This is a genomic window from Colwellia sp. E2M01 (assembly GCF_018860585.1).
Classification (GTDB): Bacteria; Pseudomonadota; Gammaproteobacteria; order Enterobacterales; family Alteromonadaceae; genus Colwellia.
Genome location: NZ_JAHKPR010000034.1, coordinates 45,927 through 65,136, shown reverse-complemented (window position 1 = coordinate 65,136; position 19,210 = coordinate 45,927). Strand labels below are relative to the sequence as shown.

Here is a 19,210-nt window from a genome sequence, read left to right as displayed (position 1 = left end):
ATATACACCTAGTTAAATAGTAAATTTACGAGCCATTTTAAAAGTACTTTAATGGATGATAATTAATTAAAGTTTTCACTATGATCAAGCAAGCTATCAACAATGTAAATGGGGGATTAATCAATATAAATAACACAGTAATTTTCCCTAAAGATAACTAACCAGAATTTTTATTTAATGTGAATAACAATTATTGACAAAGTAAATGATAATCGTTATCATTTGTATAATTGGTTACTTATAATATTTATCGGAGTATTCAATGGAAGATACACAGTGGCAGTCATTAATAAAACTAGGTAACGACAGTTTTCATCAGCATCAATGGAGTAAAGCGGAAACTTATTATAGTCAAGCATACGATTCACTCGGTGTGTCTTATCGTAATAATCCTTTGTGTAGTGAAACATTAATGGCTTGGATTTGTGCGTGCCATAATTTATCAACTCTTTATGAGTCGACTGAACAACTGTCACTCGCATTAAAGTTTTTAACCGTACCACATGAATACCTATTAGAGGTGAGTAAGTCAAAAGCTGCTGATGAAGATATTAAATTAATTGCTATAAATGGGCTTAGGTTTACGTTATCACCCATTTTAATGTTTGCTCAAAAGCATCCTATTTGTGAAGGGTGCCTTGATGGCTTGGTTGCTGTAGATAATTCATTAAAACAAAGCACTCCTTTACTTCATTAACACGTTATAAATACTTAACTAAATTCAGGACTATCTTATGTACCGCTTACTATTTTTCATCTCATTATGTGTTATTTCTTTACGTAGTTTTGCCCATGTGGGGCATGATCATAATGTACCAATGGCGGTATTGATACATTTGGCATGGTTAGCACCTTTAGTTATTGTTGGTGTTTATTTAATAAATAAATTGGTTAGATATCAATCTACTAAAGATAGCTTGTTAAAAGAAAATTTAGATAATAGATAATAGAAAATAAAAAGGAGAGGGAGATGATTTTTGAACTATTAAAAAAGATTGATGCAAAACACCCTTTTGCAAGTGCCGCTGCGCACTGTTATACGGCTCGTGAAATATATATTCCAATATCAACACCGGATACAGGCTCAACGGTGAAGAGCATTGCTGAACCAGATATTAAGAGGTAATTATGTTTGGATTTAATTTCTTTAAAGTAACAGGGGAAAGTATGGCACCAGCTATTCCCGCAGGCTGTTTTATACTTGCTGCTAGATGGCTGATGATATTTAAAGTTAAAGAAGGGCAAACGATGGTTATTAACCACCCTAAATACGGGGTTATTGTAAAAACAGTAGCAATGGTTGATAAAAATGGTTTTGTTTGGAGTCGGGGAGGAAACAATAACAGTTTGTCGGTAGAGCAATTAGGGCCTGTTTATAAACATCAAATACTGGGGCGCGTTATTCGAGTTTTTACCCCTAAAGCTATTGACCGTACAGTACGCTTTGAATGATCTACAACATTTTATTTTTACCATTATTCAAATTGTTAATGAATTTTCACTGAAACATATTATCTTTAGAAGAGGGCTAGTTAAGGAACCTCAGTCATATAAATGCTTATCGTTATATCTATACCAATATTTAAATGTAAAGAAGATAAAAAGATATTCTTTTTACGGTTACATGAATTACCCTGTTTGCATAGCGTGATAACCAAGGGGGACTTGTTACATTTAACCTTGCACGATAATGACTCTCAATTACTTGATGCAAAATCAAAAATGGACTTATTGAGTGAAATTCAAAATATTACAAAAATATGGGGAGCGCATTTTACAGTTTCCAGTCTTTAAAAAAGCAATATTCTCTTCATTTAATATGCTCAGCGTTTACTGACAAAAGAGATATTATTGTTATTGTGTTCTTGAATTACTTTCTCTACATTTACCCCAAAAGTGACAACCGCAACCGTCGAGTTTGAAGTAACAACAGCCTCTTTAACATTATCATTTAATTTATCTAGCTTTTTATAATTAAGGGCGAAGCTTACTTGGCTTTGAAAAGTATGGGTGGAGGCATCATATTTTATGTCGCCAATATAAAAAGTGTTAGGCCCACCAGGAAAGGTATTTAAAAACTGTGGCTCATCGCCTTGGTATAAGTCAGAGGTAATTGAGCTTAAAGCAATAGTGTAGCCTTCATCATCAATGGCAATAATTTCAGTAATAGCATCTAAGGAGCTTTTTTGTAATTTTGATAAAAACACACTTAGCTCAGAGTTATTAATGGAATTATAAAGAGAGCCACTTTGTGTTTTAACTTCTTTATCCCAAGTTTTGTCTATTGTTTTTAATTGCTCTGTAGAAAAAATATCAGTTAATTTAGCTGGTGACCTAGCTTTATTTAAGAAGTGAGAAAGCTTATTTAAATAAGGTGCTAAATAGTTTATGAGTAATTGTTTTTCATTGTAAGACAGTTTTAAAGACAGAGGGTTACAACTTGAAATGTTGTTATTAAATTGATTAATAATATCTCTATTTTCACGTACGGCGTTATCAGAAAATGCAAAGTGATGAGATTCAAATTTAATAAATCGCCAGTTATGCTCAACTGATCTGATCATTTGATGAAACTCTATATCTCTATTAGCCTCATTATCATCAATGATGATTGCATCGACCCTACCGGCGATGAACATATTTAATAACTGCTCACGTGTGGTAACCGCTATGCCAACGTCTAATTTGTTTTTTAATAACCAATCATGAGCTGGACTACCATTGACAGCACCAATGAGTTTTTTACTAAATGTTTTAGTCGTTACTTGATCTGTTAACTGAAAATTAGTTAGCCAATACCATTTTTCAATAGAAATTGGCGAGGTGCTGTTTACGTTTTTTTTATCGTCTGAGGTAATGGGGAAAACGCCACTAATATTATTTCGTTTTAATTCTCGTAACGATCTTTTTAATGGGTAAAAGTCAATTTCTATTTTTCTATTTAACTTGTGAAAAATACATTGTACCGTACTAACAGTAATACCTTTAATGACTTTATTTTCAATATATTGATAAGGTGGAGCATTATAAGTGGCTAATAAAAACTCCGCTGGTTTAGCGACTACGACACTGTTTAACAAAAGTGTCGTAGTTATTAAAAACCTTCCTTTCATATCGTTTTATTCCTTTATAGCATCACACTAGGTTACTTAAACTTTAAAGCGTCCAACGCCACCTTCGATATTTTTTGCTAATTGTTGAATTTGCATTGAAGCGTCATTGGTATCCGCTGATATATCTTTACTTAACACTATCTGCTCGTTTAATGAATGTAGGTTACGGTTAATTTCATCAGTGACCGCTGTTTGCTCTTCTGTTGCTGTAGCTGTTTGAATAGACATATCGCTCACCGTAATAATGCTACTGAGTATTCTTTGTAATGACGACTCTGTTTCCTTAGACAGCTCAACAGTGTTGGTAACTTTAGCAAAACCATCGTCAATGAAATTTACCACGCTGTTAACGCCTGATTGTAGTGATTCGATCATTGATTGAATACTATCTGTAGATTCTTGTGTTTTTTGCGCCAAATTTCGTACTTCATCAGCAACAACAGCAAAGCCTCGGCCTTGTTCTCCTGCTCGAGCGGCTTCAATAGCGGCATTAAGAGCAAGTAAGTTCGTTTGCTCTGCAATACCTCTTATTACATCTAAAACCCCTGAAATATTTTGAGAATCTTCTGAAAGCTTTTTTGTACCTTCAGAAGCATTTTCAATAGTGATATATAATTGCTCAACTTGAGTAACAGAAGAAGCTATTTTGGTTACACCTTCTTCAGAGCAAGACATAGCATCTTTAGTTTCATCTGCTGTTTTTAAAGCTATATTTGCTAATTCTTTGGTCGCCATACTCATTTCATGTACGGCGCTAACAATCATGTCGGAGGCACTGTTTTGTTTATCAGCCACATCTAATCCCTTATTTGCGTATTCTTTTAATGTAGTACTACTAGATGATAATTCGCTTACTTCGTTTCTAACTTCTGATATTAAACCACGTAAACTTTCTACAAATTGATTAAAAGCAGTACCAAGATCACCAATTTCATCGTGCTGTTGTATCTGTATTTTATTGGTTAAATCACCACCTCCAGAAGTTATTTCATTAATGCCTTTTTTAATTTCATCTAAGCGTTGTAGCAATAAACGTTGACTATAAAAAGCCGCTCCCGTGGTGATTATAATAATGAGGATTGCGACAGTTAAACTGACCGTTTTAGAAGCACTATTGGCTTTTGCTATTTCATCTTGCAATAAGCTTGCTTTATTAAAAGCACTCTCACCAGCAACATCATAAAGTTTTCGTAAATTGGCAAAAGCCGTTTTAGAGCTACCTTGCATTATTAATAAAGCCATATCTGTATCACCTGATTGTGATGCAGAAATAACTTTTTTTACTTCATTAAACCATTCGCTATATAAACTATCAAAACGATTTAATGAATTGATAACGTCAGGATACTCTTTCATCAAGTCTCGGTATTGGTTGAACCTGTCTTTTGCTTGTTTGGCATTTTCGTTGATTTCTGCAACAAAAGTAGAAGTAGAAGAGGAAGCTAATTGAATTTCGGCTACTCTGGTTTGGTATAAATCACGATCAGCATTTAATACTGCGTTAATGGCAGGCATAAAACGATTTGGGAAAATTTTAGCATTACTTTCTAATTTTTCACTAAGTGAGTAATTAGCGATGGTTATTGCTATTAAAGAGATAAGCGCAATGGCAAGAGGAATTGAGTATTTTATCTTAATACTTAAATTATCGAACATGTTAAGTCATCCATAAAGTTTATTTAATGCTCTTAGTCTTACCGTTTAAATGTCTATTAAAAACATGCATTAAACTAATAAATAATAAGATAATAGTTGATAACTTAAATACTAGCTTAAATATTTGAAATATGACAATTTTAATGATTGTTATTTGTATCGATACGCCATAAAAAACTTATTTAATTAGGAACTATTGATCTTTTAGGGTGAGAATTTATTCAATTTAAAACGGGTTTAACCGCGGCGCGAGCTTTACTTACCACTTCGAGAATTTGTCATTTTATTTAAAAAGCGAGGGACAATAAGTAAACTCGTGTTAAATGAACCTAAAGTCTTGAGTAAGAAAGACATCTTTTTTGATTCACCTTAATATAAAAATTGAGAATAGAGCATTTACTAGATAGACATAGAGTCAGAAGATAAAAAAGGTTATAATATACTTACCTAATGAGTTGAGAGTACTGGTGTCATTGAAAAAAACCATCAACTTTAGTCTTTCAAGTGAGTTAAAGAACACGCTATTTATTTAAAAAAACTCTTGAATATACACATAATGATTGACTTAGAAGCGTTTTGCAGGTATTTTTCCCGCCGCTTTTAAATATGATTAAATCAATAGCGTCTCGTCTCATAAAGACCCAATATAAATCTAGCGCATAAAGCTCAATAAATTCTAAATAATATCCTGAAGGGTCTGTAGCGTAAAATTTGAGCAATTTAAATATATAGCTTAATTAGCCGCCGCTTTGTTTTAAAACAAAGGCAGCTAATAGAAATAGTTTGATGAAATAGGAACAAGCAATGAATGATATGAGCAAAAAATCCCAAGGCCTTTATCGCGCCGAATTCGAACACGATAGTTGTGGTATTGGCTTTGTAGCCAATTTGAAGGGTAAAAAATCTCACGATATTATTGAAAATGCACTCACCATGTTGAGTTGTATGGAGCATCGTGGTGGTACTGGTTTTGACGTCAAAAGTGGTGACGGCGCCGGTATCCTTATTCAAATACCTCACGACTTCTTAAAAGAAGAGACGGCAACCTTAGGGTTTAGCTTACCTGACGCTGGCGAGTACGGCGTAGGCATGATTTTCTTTCCAAGTGATAATGCACAAAGTGAGCAGTGCAGAGAAATTTTAAATCAAAATATTACCCAACTAGGTTTAACTTTATTAGGTTACCGTAGTGTTCCTGGTGATAACTCAATGTTAGGTGCGGCGTCACTTAATACTGAACCAAACATTGAGCAAGTATTTATTGCGAAGCCAAGCGATTTATCCGCACAAGAATTTGAGCGTAAGTTATTTGTTTTACGTAAATATACGTCGCATAAAATTAATGGCTTATCAATTACTGAGCGTGACGAGTTTTACGTTACCTCTATGTCATCGACTAAAATTGTTTATAAAGGACAATTTACGACTGAGCAGGTTCGTCAATACTATTTAGATCTTCAAGACGAACGTACTGTTTCAGGCTTAGCGATGTTTCATTCTCGTTTCTCAACGAATACATTCCCTGCATGGCGTCGTGCTCAACCATTCCGCTATATTGCGCACAATGGTGAAATCAACACAGTGCGCGGTAATATTAACTGGATGAATGCGCGTGAAGCATTATTCAGCTCTGTTAACTTTACTGATGCTGAATTACAAATGCTTAACCCGATTTGTAATAAAGATAACTCAGATTCAGCCAACTTAGATATGGCCATCGAATTATTAGTGTTAAGTGGTCGCTCTCTTGCACAAGTAATGATGATGATGGTACCTGAAGCTTGGCAGACTCAAGCGGATATGGATCCAACTAAACGTGCATTTTACGAGTACTATGCTTGTATTATGGAACCATGGGATGGTCCTGCTTCATTATCGTTTACAGATGGTAAAATTATTGGTGCGACACTTGACCGTAATGGTTTACGTCCTTCACGTTATTTATTAACAGAAGACGGTACCTTAGTAATGGGCTCTGAAACAGGCACATTATGTGTTGATCAGTCAACTGTTGTTGAAAAAGGTCGTTTACAGCCAGGTAAAATCTTCATTGCTGATTTAATTGAAGGTCGCATCATTAGTGATGACGAAGTTAAAACTCAAGTTAGTTCTGCACAGCCTTACGGCCAGTGGCTAGAAGAAAACAAAATTGAATTAGCAGATATTCCTGTACCAACAGCATCAATTGCACAACCACCGCTTCAAGAATTACGTAAATATCAAAAAGCGTTTGGTTACACTAATGAAGATCTTAACGTTATCCTAGCTGGTATGGTTGGTACGTCTAAAGAGCCATTAGGCGCTATGGGTACAGATACACCATTAGCGGTTTTATCACATCGCCCACAACAGCTTTCTCATTACTTTAAGCAATTGTTTGCCCAAGTTACTAACCCGCCAATAGATCCAATTCGTGAAGAGTTGGTTATGTCGTTACGTGGTTACGTAGGCAAGTCATTAAACTTACTTGAAGAAACTGCAGCACATTGTCATAAAGTTGAAATTGATCAACCTGTATTAACTAACGAAGACTTACGTAAGTTACAGCATATTGATAACGACCATTTACAATCTAAAACTATTAGCATTACTTTTAAAGCTAGTGGTGAAGAAGGTGAGTTAAAGAAAGCCCTTGATCGTGTTTGTGCGTATGCAAAAGATGCGGTTGAAGATGGCTACTCATTATTAATATTAAGTGACCGTGAAGTAGATAGCGACCATGTTGCTATCCCGTCAATTTTAGCGACAGCGGCTGTTCATCATTACTTAATTCGTCAAAGCTTACGTTCATACGCTGATATTATTTTAGAGTCTGCGGATATTCGTGAAACGCATCATTTTGCCGCAGTAATCGGTTACGGTGCTGCTGCAATCAACCCATACTTAGCATTAGAAAGTATGTACGGTTTACGCGACGAAGGTATTTTAAATAAAGACTTAACTAACGATCAAATTGTTGCTAAGTACACAGCAGCGGTTGGTAGTGGTTTATTAAAAACTTTCTCTAAAATGGGTATTTCAACATTACAGTCATACTTAGGCGCGCAAATATTTGAAGCCTTAGGTGTTAATTCTGATGTTGTTGACGAGTACTTCACTGGTACTGTGAGTCGTATTCAAGGTTTAAGCCTAGATCAAATTGCCCAAGAAGCGGTTTTACGTCATCGTGAAGGTTTCCCTGAAGCAAGTCGTATCGCCGTTGATAATTTATTACCAACCGGTGGTGAATATGCATGGCGTAATGATGGCGAACGTCATTTATTTAGCCCAACGGTTATCCGTTTACTTCAGCACTCAACAGCGAGTAATGATACTAACCAGTTTAAAGAGTACGCAAGAACGGTTGATGATCAAGCTAAAGAAGCGTTTACATTACGTGGTTTATTAGACATTAGCAGTGACCGTCCTGCAATTCCATTAAGTGAAGTTGAGCCGGTTGAAAACATTTTCAAACGCTTTGCATCAGGTGCTATGTCATTTGGTTCAATCTCGTGGGAAGCACATACTACACTTGCTATTGCGATGAACCGCATTGGTGGTAAGAGTAATAGTGGTGAAGGTGGTGAAGATCCAATTCGTTTCACACCGATGGAAAATGGCGATTCAATGAACTCACGCATCAAGCAAGTTGCGTCTGGTCGTTTCGGTGTTACCAGTCATTACTTAGCGAATGCTGACGAATTACAAATTAAAATGGCGCAGGGCGCTAAACCAGGTGAGGGTGGTCAACTACCTGGTGATAAAGTAGATGCATGGATTGGTAAAACACGTGGTTCAACACCAGGTGTAGGTCTTATTTCACCACCTCCACATCACGATATTTATTCAATTGAAGATTTATCACAGCTTATTTACGATCTTAAAAATGCTAACCGTGAAGCACGTGTTAACGTTAAATTAGTATCTGAAGCAGGTGTTGGTACTATCGCCTCGGGTGTAACTAAAGCTTACGCTGATGTGGTATTAATTGCTGGTCATGATGGCGGTACAGGTGCCTCTCCACTGAGCTCAATTAAACACACAGGTTTACCTTGGGAACTAGGTCTAGCTGAAACGCATCAAACCTTAGTACGTAACAAGTTACGTAGCCGTATTACGGTGCAAACTGATGGTCAACTTAAAACACCACGTGATTTAGCTATTGCGACATTATTAGGTGCTGAAGAATACGGTATGGCAACAACAGCGTTAGTTGTTGAAGGTTGTATCATGATGCGTAAGTGTCACTTAAACACTTGTCCAGTAGGTATTGCTACTCAAGATAAAGGTTTACGCGACAAGTTTACTGGTCGTGCTGATATTCTAGTTAACTTCTTCACCATGATGGCTGAAGGATTACGTGAAATCATGGCAGAGCTTGGCTTTAAGAGCATTGAAGAAATGGTTGGTCAAACGCAATGTCTTAAACAGCGTGATGACGTAGACCATTGGAAATATAACGGTGTTGATTTAAAACCATTACTTCATAAAGAAGAGTGTGGTGAAGATGAAACGCTTTATAATTCAATTGAGCAAAAACACTTAATACACAAAATTATTGATCGCCAAATGATTAAAGATGCATCAGCTGCACTTGAATCTGGTGCTAGCGTTTCTCTTGAATATGACGTGATTAATACAGACCGTACAATCGGTGCCATGGTTTCTAACGAAATATCTAAAAAATACGGCGCTGAAGGCTTACCAGAAAATACCATTAAGGTTAAGTTTAATGGCTCTGCTGGTCAAAGTTTTGGTTGTTTCTCAGCTACAGGTTTACGTTTTGAACTTGAAGGTGATGCTAACGATTACTTCGGTAAAGGCTTATCTGGTGCAAACTTAGTTGTTTACCCAAGTAAAGAAGCTAAGTTCTCACCACGTGACAACATTCTTATCGGTAACGTAGCCTTCTTTGGTGCTACTTCTGGTACTGCATTTATTCGCGGTGTTGCTGGTGAACGTTTCTGTGTTCGTAACTCAGGCGCTACAGCTGTTGTTGAAGGTATCGGTGACCACGGTTGTGAATACATGACAGGTGGTAAAGCAGTAATACTAGGTACAACAGGTCGTAACTTTGCGGCGGGTATGTCTGGTGGTGTTGCTTATGTACTAGATACTAAGAATGATTTCGCACCAAAATGTAATATGGAAATGGTTTCATTAGAAACGGTTGACACAGATGCAGAAAGTAGCGAATTAAAAGCCTTAATCGCAGAACATTTTGACGCTACAGGCTCAGATGTTGCTAGTGAATTATTAGCTGATTGGGATAACAGTGTTAAGAAATTTGTTAAAGTTATGCCGGTAGATTATAAGCGTATGCAAGGTTACATGAATGATGTACGAGCAAGCGGTAAGTTTGAGTCAGAATATGACATCGCCGTTCAAGCATTCGATATCCATTTAAACAAATTAGCTAGCGCAAAAGCTTAAGCTGCCAAGGAGAATATATTATGGGAAATCCAACAGGGTTTATCAACGTAGGTCGTGCCTTGCCAACTGAACGTAACGCAGGTGAACGTTTAATTGATTGGTTAGAAGTATATGAAGAAATTCCACTTAAAGACGTAGAGAAGCAAGCTTCTCGTTGTATGGATTGTGGTGTTCCATTTTGTCAATCAGCTAAGTCGGAGTTTGCTCCTGCGGTTGCTGGTTGTCCGGTAAATAACGTTATTCCTGAGTGGAATGATTTGATTTACCGAGGTCGTTGGAAAGACGCAGTAGAGTTATTACATAAAACCAATAACTTCCCTGAATTTACAGGTCGTGTTTGTCCAGCGCCATGTGAAGGTGCTTGTGTACTAGGTATTAATGAAGACCCAGTAGCCATTAAACTTCACGAAAAAGAAATTATTGATCACGCCTTTGCAGAAGGTTGGGTTGTTGCTGAGCCACCAAAAGCACGCACAGGTAAAAGTGTTGCGGTAATTGGCTCAGGCCCTGCAGGTCTTGCAGCAGCAGCACAGCTTAATAAAGCTGGTCACATGGTTACTGTTTATGAACGTGCCGATAGAATCGGTGGTTTATTAATGTACGGTATTCCAAACATGAAGTTGCAAAAAGAATTAGTGCAACGTCGTGTTGATTTATTAGCTGAAGAAGGCATTGTTTTTGTTGTTAATACTGAAGTAGGCAAAGACATTAGCGTTGAGCAGCTTGAAACTGATTTTGATTCTGTTGTGTTATGTACGGGTGCTACAGTACCGCGTGACTTACCAGTAGAAGGTCGTGAGCTTAATGGCGTACATTTTGCGATGGATTTCTTAAAAGCCAACACGAAGAGCTTACTTGATAGCGAACATAAAGATGGTCAATTCATCAACGCTGAAGGTAAAAACGTCGTTGTTATTGGTGGTGGTGATACAGGTACTGACTGTATTGGTACTTCATTACGTCACCAGTGTGCAAGTGCGATTCAATTAGAAATCATGCCGCGCCCACCTGAAGAGCGTCAACAAGACAGTAACCCATGGCCACAATGGCCAAAACGTTTACTTGTTGATTACGGTCAAAAAGAAGCTATTGCTATTCAAGGGCAAGATCCACGTCAATACTTAGTCATGACTAAGAAAATTGAAAGTGACGGTCAAGGTAATGTTAAAGCTGTGCATACAGTTGATATTACTTGGGAGAAAAATGACAAAGGTCAAATGTTCCCACAAGAAATTGCTGGCAGTGAAAAAGTACTTCCTGCTGATATCGTGCTTATCGCAATGGGCTTTATGGGACCAGAAGGTGGTTTGATTGAGCAATTTGGTTTAGATCAAGATAATCGTTCTAACATTGCTGCAGAATACGATAAGTTTGCTACTAGCAAGCCGGGTATTTTCGCTGCAGGTGATAGCCGTCGTGGTCAAAGTTTAATTGTTTGGGCAATTGACGAAGGTCGTCGTTGTGCACGTGAAGTAGACTCATACTTAATGGGTAGCAGCTACCTTCCATAAGATCTGTTTGTTTTAAGTCTCTATTTATAATTAAATAAATAAAGCGCCAAATAATGAACTAAATAAAGCCTTATCGTATTCAATACGATAAGGCTTTTTTATTATAAATATATATAATTTAACGAATGTTGGAAAATATAGCCTAAAGTCTTATAGACAAAGTGTTTTATTTAGGTAATCTGAAATGCCTTGTCATTTAATAAGAATAAAAATATGAAACGATTAAAAGAAGCACAAGAAGCCCTAATAGTTATTTATAACGCTTATAATCAAGTAACTTCGAATCCACTTGCTGATTTAGATGTTAACGACGAAGCTGCATTAAAAAAATTATTAAATACGGTAATGAATCGAGAATCAATCGCCCACATGCAACATAAAAAAGCTCTTAAAGAAAGTACTGAGTTGCGCAGCTGTATCGCTGATGTTCTTTTATTACTTGATGACTGCGACATTAAAGAAATTAAAGCAAGCATGAAAAAGGCAACAGCACTCGCTGAAGAAGAATAAGCTAGTTAACCTGAACTCGGTTTAAGATATTTTTACTTACTAGCAACGACAACTAAAATTAAATGTGAGCTTGTAGCTTTTTTGCTTCAGCTCGCATTAAGTATTTATCCCTCCTAATGATAACCTCAATCTACAGCAACTTTATATGCTTGTTAGCTGCCTTTAACTGGGATTCACGATATACTATGGCGCAACAGAGCTGAGTATTCATTAACTCAGTACTTACTTATCAAAAAATGGCATTTTATATTCAATGACTGATCTAACAATAGCAACACATAATGGTAATTTTCACGCAGACGATGTGTTTAGTATCGCAGCACTTAAAGCAATCTTTCCTAGTTTTACCCTAGTTCGCACGCGTAATTTAGACATCATCAGTAAAGCTGATATTGTTATTGATGTAGGCGGTGAGTACGATGCAGAAGCAGGACGCTTTGATCATCACCAACGTGGCGGTGCTGGTGCACGTGAAAATGGTATTCCTTATTCATCGTTTGGCTTAGTGTGGAAAAAATACGGATTAGATATTTGTAAAGGCAACCAAGAAGTTGCTAATTCTCTTGATTCTGGGTTAGTTTCTACTATAGACGCTATTGATTGTGGTCATGTTGAGGGTGTTGCGCAAGGTATTAGCCTGAGCCAAACCATCTCAATGTTTAATCCAACATGGCAAGAAGATAGCAAGTTTGATAGTTGTTTTGATGAAGCTGTTGAATTTGCTTCACGTGTTTTAACACGCTTTATCGCTTCTGCAAGTGGCGGTATCAGCGCCAAAGCTATTGTCGCTAAGGCCATTGAAAACGCAGCCGATCCTCGTGTTATTGTATTAGAAAAATATACTCCGTGGAAAAGAACGGTACATGCGTTATCAACTGAAGCGTTATACATGGTTTATCCATCAGAAACGGGACAGTGGCGTATTCAAACTGTTCCTGTTGAGCCAGGCTCATTTGAAGATAGAAAACCACTACCAACACCATGGGCTGGTTTATCTGATCAAGAATTAAAAGATGTTACTGGTATTGATGATGCAATGTTCTGCCATAATGGTTTATTCATCGCAGGTGCAGAATCATTTGAAAGCACCATGAAAATGGCTGCAATGGCGCTTGAAGCATAGGCGTTTTTAAATCCTTAAGATAAAAAGATAACAGAAAAGCTTGTGATGTTAGTCCATCACAAGCTTTTTTTGTCTTTGCGTTTTACTATTTAAATAACTACTTAGATAGTTTGCATTACTAACAAAATAAATAAGATAACACTTACTCCTTGCCAAAACATCACAGGGTCTCGTTGAATAAGTGGTGGTTTAGTTCTCGCTAAAAATGACTTATTTGGCTGACGTAAGTCTTGCATAAACTCAGATAACACAGGGTAGCGTTTTAATGGTTCAATCTTTAAGGCTTTTTCAAGCGTGTCGTCTATCCACAGTGGTAATTCAGAATCATCATTAATAATCGATTTATATTTTAATTTACGTTGGGCTGAAACACTATTGGCCTGCGCTATCTCACTACCGTATGGGAATTTTCCTGATAACATTTGATAAGCGATCACCGCCAATGAATATATATCAGATTGCGTTGTGCCTAATTGCCCTAAAAAGTATTCAGGGGCAGAGTAGCGAATAGTGCCGCGCATAATTTCTTCGGTGTCAGCGTCAGTAACGCCAGCGATAAAGGTAGAGCCAAAATCAATAATTTTTACCGTATCTGTGCTATCAATCATAATATTGGCAGGACGCAAGTCTTGATGGATCATCTCTTGACGGTGAAAAGCTTGTAAACCTTTGACTGTCTGCTCGATTATTTTTCTCACTTGCTCTAATTTTGGCTTCGGGTTGTCTACCATCCATTGGTTTAATGAAATACCATCAATAAATTCGGTTACTAAATATAGATAATGTCGCTTTCTTTGCGGCACAATCGCTTTCGCCACATGTGGATTGTTAATACGTTTAGCTATCCACTCTTCAAGCATAAAGCGTTCAAGGTATTGACTATCGTTGCGTAACTCAGTTGAAGGAGTCTTTATAACTACGGTTTGTTGTGATTCATTATCACGGGCTAAAAATACATGACTACGACTACTAATATAAATTTCACGAAGAATTTCATAACCGTCAAACTGCATTCGTGGTGTTAATCTAGGAGGCAAGGGCAGCGTGGTTAATTGATGCACTTCGTCTAATTGGTATTCAGGTAGGTTATCAACACGGACAATCTGAATACTTAAATTATCATCACTGCCTTTTGCTAGCGCTTCTTTAATGACGGTGTCTGCAGCCTCGTTTAAAGTGTCGGAATTGCTAATTATTTTCGCTATTTCAGTACCATCTAAAAACTCATAAACGCCATCGGTGGCAATAATATATATATCGCCTTGCTCAAGTGCTTGGCTTTGATAATCAACATCAAAGGTTTGGTCTATGCCTAAAGCACGGGTTAAGTAACTAACATCTTGAGAAACGACACGTCGATGATCTTCAGTAAGTTGCTCTAACTGTTTTCCACTTAAACGACAAATTCGAGTATCTCCCGAATGAAATAAGTGTGCGGTATTGGATTTGAGCACTAAGGCACTAAAGGTACAAATATAACCTTTATCTTTTTCAAAACGGTAAGGGCTATTGCGGGTTTGAGAATAAAGCCATGAGTTAATAGAGCGAATAACTTTTTGTGCAGAGGTTTTTACCGACCAAGAGTCAGATGTGCAGTAATAATCTTCTAAAAAGCTCGATATTGCTGTTTCACTGGCAATTTGACTGACATTACTTGAGCTAATACCGTCAGCCATAGCTAGTACAATCCCTTTACTACTTAACATTGGCTCTTTTGGAATAATACTACCGAGAAAATCTTGGTTAACTTCTTTCACGCCTTTGTCTGTTGCGCTGCCAATACTTACTGATAATGGTTTACTCATGTATAACTTCCTGTGGTACTGAACCGAATTAATATTGATGCATACTTATTGATGCAAAAATATATTAACGTTTTTAGCGCTTAACTTCTCATAATTGATGGTTATAAATATCTAGCCAAAAACTAAGCGCTATAAAGTTAAAAAGGCTTCGTAACTATAATTACGAAGCCTTTTTCAGTTAACAATGATAATTGCTTATCATATGCTTTAACTAATGATTAACCTAATTTTCTATTTGGTGAAGTTCTAACGTGGGTAAAGTACAGCGGTAAACCAACTAATAATAAACCACCTGCAAGGTTACCTAATACGGTAGGGATTTCATTCCATAATAAATAATCGTAAACAGTGAAGTCACCACCCATGATCATTGAGAATGGGAATAAAAACATGTTAACAATCGAATGCTCAAACCCCATGAAGAAGAACAGCATTACAGGCATCCACATTGCTGCCATTTTGGCGCCAGCAGACGTTGAAATCATTGCGCCAACTACACCCATTGATACCATCCAGTTACATAACATACCGCGAATGAAAATAGTAATCCAACCACCAATACCGTGCGCTTGATAACCAACTGTTCTTGACTCACCAATATGTGCCACTTTGGCAGCAAGTGCGCCACCGTCTGTTGCGTAACCGTAAGTTAAAATGAAGGACATAAAGAATGCGGTGGTCATAGCTCCCGCAAAGTTGCCGATGAAAACAAGTCCCCAGTTTCGCATGACGCCACTAAAGGTAACGCCAGGTCGCTTATCTAGTAGCGCTAAAGGTACTAATGTGAATACACCAGTAAGTAAATCAAATTTCATCAAGTAAAGCATGATAAAACCGACAGGGAAAAGGCAAGCACCTAAAATAGGGCTACCAGTTTTCATGGCCACCGTAATTGCAAATACTGCAGCTAAACCTAGGATAGCACCGGCCATAAAGGCTCGAATAATAGTATCTTTAGTAGACATGTAAACTTTTTGTTCACCGGCGTCTACCATCTTAGTTACAAACTCACTTGGTTCTATATAAGCCATATGGATCTCACTTCATGTTAGTTATGTTGTTGGAAAATAAATTATTTTTATGTGTTCTTACTGTGGTTTAGCAAATAAAGTGCCAAACATTTATGCCTATGAATTATGTAGCTTTAACAGCTTTTTTAGCTATTTTATTGTGCTTTTATATATTAATGCACAATATAAAACACCACTTTGCACTATAATGGTTCATAAGTTAAAGCTACAAAATAAAGCTAAAAGCTTATTACCAGGTTGCGTAAGGTAAAAATTTACCATTTAGCGTTAAAATTACTCGGTCACCTTTAGGGTTTTCTTCTTTATCTACTTCCATTGAAAAATCGATAGCGCTCATGATGCCATCGCCGAACTTTTCTTGAATAACTTCTTTTAAAGTATCGCCATATACACCAACAACTTCGTAGAGACGATATACGAGAGGATCTTGTGGTATCGCTTTATCCCATTCTTTAAGAGGAAACTCCATTAAAGCAGGCTTAGATTCTACGGGTAAACCTAAGAAGCTAATTAACTTATCTGCATCGGCTTCAGGAAAACTGTTCATACCTAAACAGGCAGAAGTTGTCCACACTACAGATTTACCAATGCCGTCTGCAATATCTTGCCATTTTAATGATTTTGCATTTTTTATTACGAAAATAGCTTCTGTTACATCTAATTTATTCATCTGTGTTCCTTAATATAAAAATTATTAGTTAAGTTAATAGTTAAGTTATTTAGTTAAGTTATTTAGTTAAGTTAATGAGTAGTGATCCATTTTTATGCTTCGCTTTACGTTTATGTTAAGTGCTTAATGAAAAATATAAGCTACATAACAGTGCAAACAACGAATAAATCATAATGAAAGGCTACAAAAGTCATTACTTGATATAAGTAATAGCTATTTATGTGCCAACTGTATGTACTTTTTAACTTATTGTTTTTATAAGTGTTATATTTTTTTTAATGTTTTTAAAAGAAACGATTATTCGTGGTTTAACGATATTTCGTGATTAAAAGCACGGGATTTCGTGGTCTGGCTTAATAATTGAATAGTTATATTAATAAGTAAGTCGACAGGGGGAGTTTATGAAATCGAGTTTATTTTTAAATGCGCCGCAAGCATTGTTATTTATTGACCCTTTTAATAATCAAATTTTAGAGTTCAATAATAAGGCAGCAAGTTTATTTGCGCTTGAACATAAAGACACCGGTAATAATGTTACAGATCTTAGCGCGACTCACTTCTTTAAAGGATGTATAGAAGAGCTTATACATGTTACACAACAAGTACTGGCTAAAGGTAAGGCTTGGTCAAATGACTTATTTATCACTGTTAATGGCGATAAAGTCTATTTAGATATTACCGCGAATGCTGTCGATAATAAGATCCTTTTTTCTTGTCAAAATGCTAATTTAACCTTTGCCAGATATCACCAAGCAATAGCACAAGCTGAATATCAAGCTGGCATAGTGCACTGGAATGCTAACGAAACTGTTTTTGAGGGAATAGAGCGACAAAATCAATTGTTACTGAGTGCTGTGGGTGATGGTATTTATGGTGTTGACGTAAATGGTAATACAACGTTTGTAAATAAAGCGGCGGAGCAAATATTAGGATGGAACAAGTCAGATCTTGTTGCTAAAAATATCCATGAGGTTATTCACCATTCTCATGAAAATGGTGAGCATTATCATGATATTGAATGCCCCATTTATGCTGCCTTTAAAGATGGAGAGATACACAGTGTTGATGATGAAGTGTTTTGGAAGAAAAATGGTGAGCCTGTTGCGGTTGAATATAAAAGTACTCCGGTTACTGAAAACGGCTTATTAATTGGTGCAGTGGTTATTTTTCGAGATATTACTGAGCGAAAAAACATTCAAGAAAAACTATTGAATGCTATTAAAGAAATAGACACGCTAAAACATCGTTTAGAAATGGACAATGCTTACTTGCTTGAAGAGTTAAATGCTGACTTTAATCATCATCAAATTATTGGTCAGAGTATCAAAGTACAACACATGGTTAAGCAAATAGAATTAGTAGGCGCCACTAACGCCAACGTATTAATAGCAGGGGAGTCTGGTACCGGTAAAGAGTTAATTGCTCGCGCTATTCATGAAGTAAGTGAACGTAAAGCAAGGCCTTTAATTCGCGTTAATTGTGCGGCTATACCGGCGGAGTTATTTGAGAGTGAGTTTTTTGGCCATGTCAAAGGTGCTTTTTCAGGGGCAATTTCCGATAGAATAGGACGTTTTGAACTTGCTGACGGCGCAACAATATTTTTAGATGAAGTAGGGGAAATTCCATTACAACTACAAGGTAAGTTATTACGTGTATTACAAGAACAACAATTTGAGCGTGTTGGCGAATCTAAAACGAGACACGTTGATGTAAGAGTTATTTCAGCGACTAATCAAAACCTACAAACATTAGTCAGACAAAATAAATTTAGAGAAGATTTATATTTCAGGCTGAATGTTTTCCCTATCCATTCCCCTGCATTACGCGAGCGTACCGAAGATATCCCGCTATTAGTAAAACATTTTATAGATAAAGTGTGCATAAGCTTAAATAGACCACAGCCCGATGTTTCAGTAGCACAAATGCAATTTTTAACACAATATCATTGGCCAGGTAATATCCGAGAGCTTGAAAACATCATTGAACGACAAATTATTTTAGCCACAAGTAATAAAGTGAGTTTTACATTTTTAGCTAAAGAAAGCCTAAGCAATAAGAGCCTAGCGAATAAAACCTTCACCGATGATTTATTTTCAGAAGCGCCAATTCAACATCAGCCGATGGACTCTATTGATCATTTATCGGCAAGCGTATCTCCGCCGCTGATAAGTGCTAAGGCACAAAAACTATTAGAAAAAAACAATGTAGAAAATGTATTACGGCGGTGCAATGGAAAAATATATGGTAAAGATGGTGCGGCACAATTATTAGGTTTAAAACCAACAACCTTAGCCTCAAGGTTAAAGAAATATGGTTTAAATAAAAATGATTATGTTAACTAGAGTTATACCAATTTGATTAAGTTCTTTCCCACTCAGC

The 19,210-nt window shown here is 36.7% G+C and carries 14 protein-coding genes; 9 read left to right on the top strand and 5 right to left on the bottom strand.

Features of this window, described 5'->3' with window-relative positions; all coding sequences use genetic code 11:
• The first annotated feature begins 262 nt into the window (after nucleotides 1–262).
• From KO502_RS07800 to sodX, 4 genes are read left to right on the top strand one after another with little or no spacing between them, the layout of a single operon-like run.
• Entirely contained in the window at nucleotides 263–697 is a 435-nt protein-coding gene (locus KO502_RS07800) for a hypothetical protein (protein WP_216022017.1), read from the top strand.
• Nucleotides 698–734: 37 nt separating this feature from the next.
• On the top strand, nucleotides 735–947 hold the full coding sequence (locus tag KO502_RS07795; protein WP_216022016.1) for a hypothetical protein: 213 nt from the start codon (nucleotides 735–737) through the stop codon (nucleotides 945–947).
• A 23-nt stretch (nucleotides 948–970) separates the two neighbouring features.
• On the top strand, nucleotides 971–1,126 hold the full coding sequence (locus KO502_RS07790) for a hypothetical protein (protein ID WP_216022015.1): 156 nt from the start codon (nucleotides 971–973) through the stop codon (nucleotides 1,124–1,126).
• 2 nt (nucleotides 1,127–1,128) lie between these two features.
• A complete protein-coding gene (gene sodX, locus KO502_RS07785; RefSeq protein WP_216022014.1) occupies nucleotides 1,129–1,452 on the top strand; it encodes a nickel-type superoxide dismutase maturation protease in 324 nt (107 codons plus the stop codon).
• A 371-nt stretch (nucleotides 1,453–1,823) separates the two neighbouring features.
• Here sodX and KO502_RS07780 read toward each other — a convergent pair whose 3' ends face one another.
• Nucleotides 1,824–3,113, bottom strand: coding sequence for a transporter substrate-binding domain-containing protein (locus KO502_RS07780; RefSeq protein WP_216022013.1), 1,290 nt, complete (start codon nucleotides 3,111–3,113; stop codon nucleotides 1,824–1,826).
• A gap of 36 nt (nucleotides 3,114–3,149) precedes the next feature.
• On the bottom strand, nucleotides 3,150–4,769 hold the full coding sequence (locus tag KO502_RS07775) for a methyl-accepting chemotaxis protein (RefSeq protein ID WP_216022012.1): 1,620 nt from the start codon (nucleotides 4,767–4,769) through the stop codon (nucleotides 3,150–3,152).
• Between the two features lie 804 nt (nucleotides 4,770–5,573).
• On the opposite strand from KO502_RS07775, the gene gltB reads away from it, so the two are divergent.
• From gltB to KO502_RS07755, 4 genes are all read left to right on the top strand, one after another.
• Nucleotides 5,574–10,181, top strand: a complete 4,608-nt coding sequence (gene gltB, locus KO502_RS07770; RefSeq protein ID WP_216022011.1) for a glutamate synthase large subunit — start codon at nucleotides 5,574–5,576, stop codon at nucleotides 10,179–10,181.
• Nucleotides 10,182–10,201: 20 nt separating this feature from the next.
• Nucleotides 10,202–11,692, top strand: a complete 1,491-nt coding sequence (locus KO502_RS07765) for a glutamate synthase subunit beta (RefSeq protein WP_216022010.1) — start codon at nucleotides 10,202–10,204, stop codon at nucleotides 11,690–11,692.
• Nucleotides 11,693–11,905: 213 nt separating this feature from the next.
• Complete coding sequence (locus KO502_RS07760) at nucleotides 11,906–12,202, top strand: hypothetical protein (protein WP_216022009.1); 297 nt, start codon at nucleotides 11,906–11,908, stop codon at nucleotides 12,200–12,202.
• Between the two features lie 253 nt (nucleotides 12,203–12,455).
• The gene (locus tag KO502_RS07755) at nucleotides 12,456–13,325 is read left to right on the top strand and encodes an MYG1 family protein (RefSeq protein ID WP_216022008.1); all 870 of its coding nucleotides are present in this window, start codon (nucleotides 12,456–12,458) and stop codon (nucleotides 13,323–13,325) included.
• Between the two features lie 101 nt (nucleotides 13,326–13,426).
• On the opposite strand, the gene KO502_RS07750 is transcribed toward KO502_RS07755, so the two are convergent.
• The 3 genes from KO502_RS07750 to cynS all read right to left on the bottom strand — a co-directional run bounded on the left by KO502_RS07750 (nucleotide 13,427) and on the right by cynS (nucleotide 16,831).
• Entirely contained in the window at nucleotides 13,427–15,130 is a 1,704-nt protein-coding gene (locus KO502_RS07750) for a bifunctional protein-serine/threonine kinase/phosphatase (RefSeq protein WP_216022007.1), read from the bottom strand.
• A gap of 218 nt (nucleotides 15,131–15,348) precedes the next feature.
• Nucleotides 15,349–16,161 carry a formate/nitrite transporter family protein gene (locus KO502_RS07745; RefSeq protein ID WP_216022006.1) on the bottom strand — a complete coding sequence of 271 codons (813 nt, stop codon included), beginning with the start codon at nucleotides 16,159–16,161 and terminating at the stop codon, nucleotides 15,349–15,351.
• A 229-nt stretch (nucleotides 16,162–16,390) separates the two neighbouring features.
• Nucleotides 16,391–16,831, bottom strand: coding sequence for a cyanase (gene cynS / locus KO502_RS07740; RefSeq protein ID WP_216022005.1), 441 nt, complete (start codon nucleotides 16,829–16,831; stop codon nucleotides 16,391–16,393).
• A gap of 401 nt (nucleotides 16,832–17,232) precedes the next feature.
• On the opposite strand from cynS, the gene KO502_RS07735 reads away from it, so the two are divergent.
• On the top strand, nucleotides 17,233–19,173 hold the full coding sequence (locus tag KO502_RS07735) for a sigma 54-interacting transcriptional regulator (protein WP_216022004.1): 1,941 nt from the start codon (nucleotides 17,233–17,235) through the stop codon (nucleotides 19,171–19,173).
• Nucleotides 19,174–19,210: the final 37 nt, after the last annotated feature.

Bases quoted from the DNA above. Each gene is read 5' to 3' on its own strand.
- KO502_RS07790 (WP_216022015.1), top strand. From the start codon at position 971: ATGATTTTTGAACTATTAAAAAAGATTGATGCAAAACACCCTTTTGCA.
- KO502_RS07760 (WP_216022009.1), top strand. From the start codon at position 11,906: ATGAAACGATTAAAAGAAGCACAAGAAGCCCTAATAGTTATTTATAAC.
- sodX (WP_216022014.1), top strand. From the start codon at position 1,129: ATGTTTGGATTTAATTTCTTTAAAGTAACAGGGGAAAGTATGGCACCA.
- cynS (WP_216022005.1), bottom strand. From the start codon at position 16,831: ATGAATAAATTAGATGTAACAGAAGCTATTTTCGTAATAAAAAATGCA.
- KO502_RS07735 (WP_216022004.1), top strand. From the start codon at position 17,233: ATGAAATCGAGTTTATTTTTAAATGCGCCGCAAGCATTGTTATTTATT.
- gltB (WP_216022011.1), top strand. From the start codon at position 5,574: ATGAATGATATGAGCAAAAAATCCCAAGGCCTTTATCGCGCCGAATTC.
- KO502_RS07800 (WP_216022017.1), top strand. From the start codon at position 263: ATGGAAGATACACAGTGGCAGTCATTAATAAAACTAGGTAACGACAGT.
- KO502_RS07750 (WP_216022007.1), bottom strand. From the start codon at position 15,130: ATGAGTAAACCATTATCAGTAAGTATTGGCAGCGCAACAGACAAAGGC.
- KO502_RS07780 (WP_216022013.1), bottom strand. From the start codon at position 3,113: ATGAAAGGAAGGTTTTTAATAACTACGACACTTTTGTTAAACAGTGTC.
- KO502_RS07795 (WP_216022016.1), top strand. From the start codon at position 735: ATGTACCGCTTACTATTTTTCATCTCATTATGTGTTATTTCTTTACGT.
- KO502_RS07755 (WP_216022008.1), top strand. From the start codon at position 12,456: ATGACTGATCTAACAATAGCAACACATAATGGTAATTTTCACGCAGAC.
- KO502_RS07745 (WP_216022006.1), bottom strand. From the start codon at position 16,161: ATGGCTTATATAGAACCAAGTGAGTTTGTAACTAAGATGGTAGACGCC.
- KO502_RS07775 (WP_216022012.1), bottom strand. From the start codon at position 4,769: ATGTTCGATAATTTAAGTATTAAGATAAAATACTCAATTCCTCTTGCC.
- KO502_RS07765 (WP_216022010.1), top strand. From the start codon at position 10,202: ATGGGAAATCCAACAGGGTTTATCAACGTAGGTCGTGCCTTGCCAACT.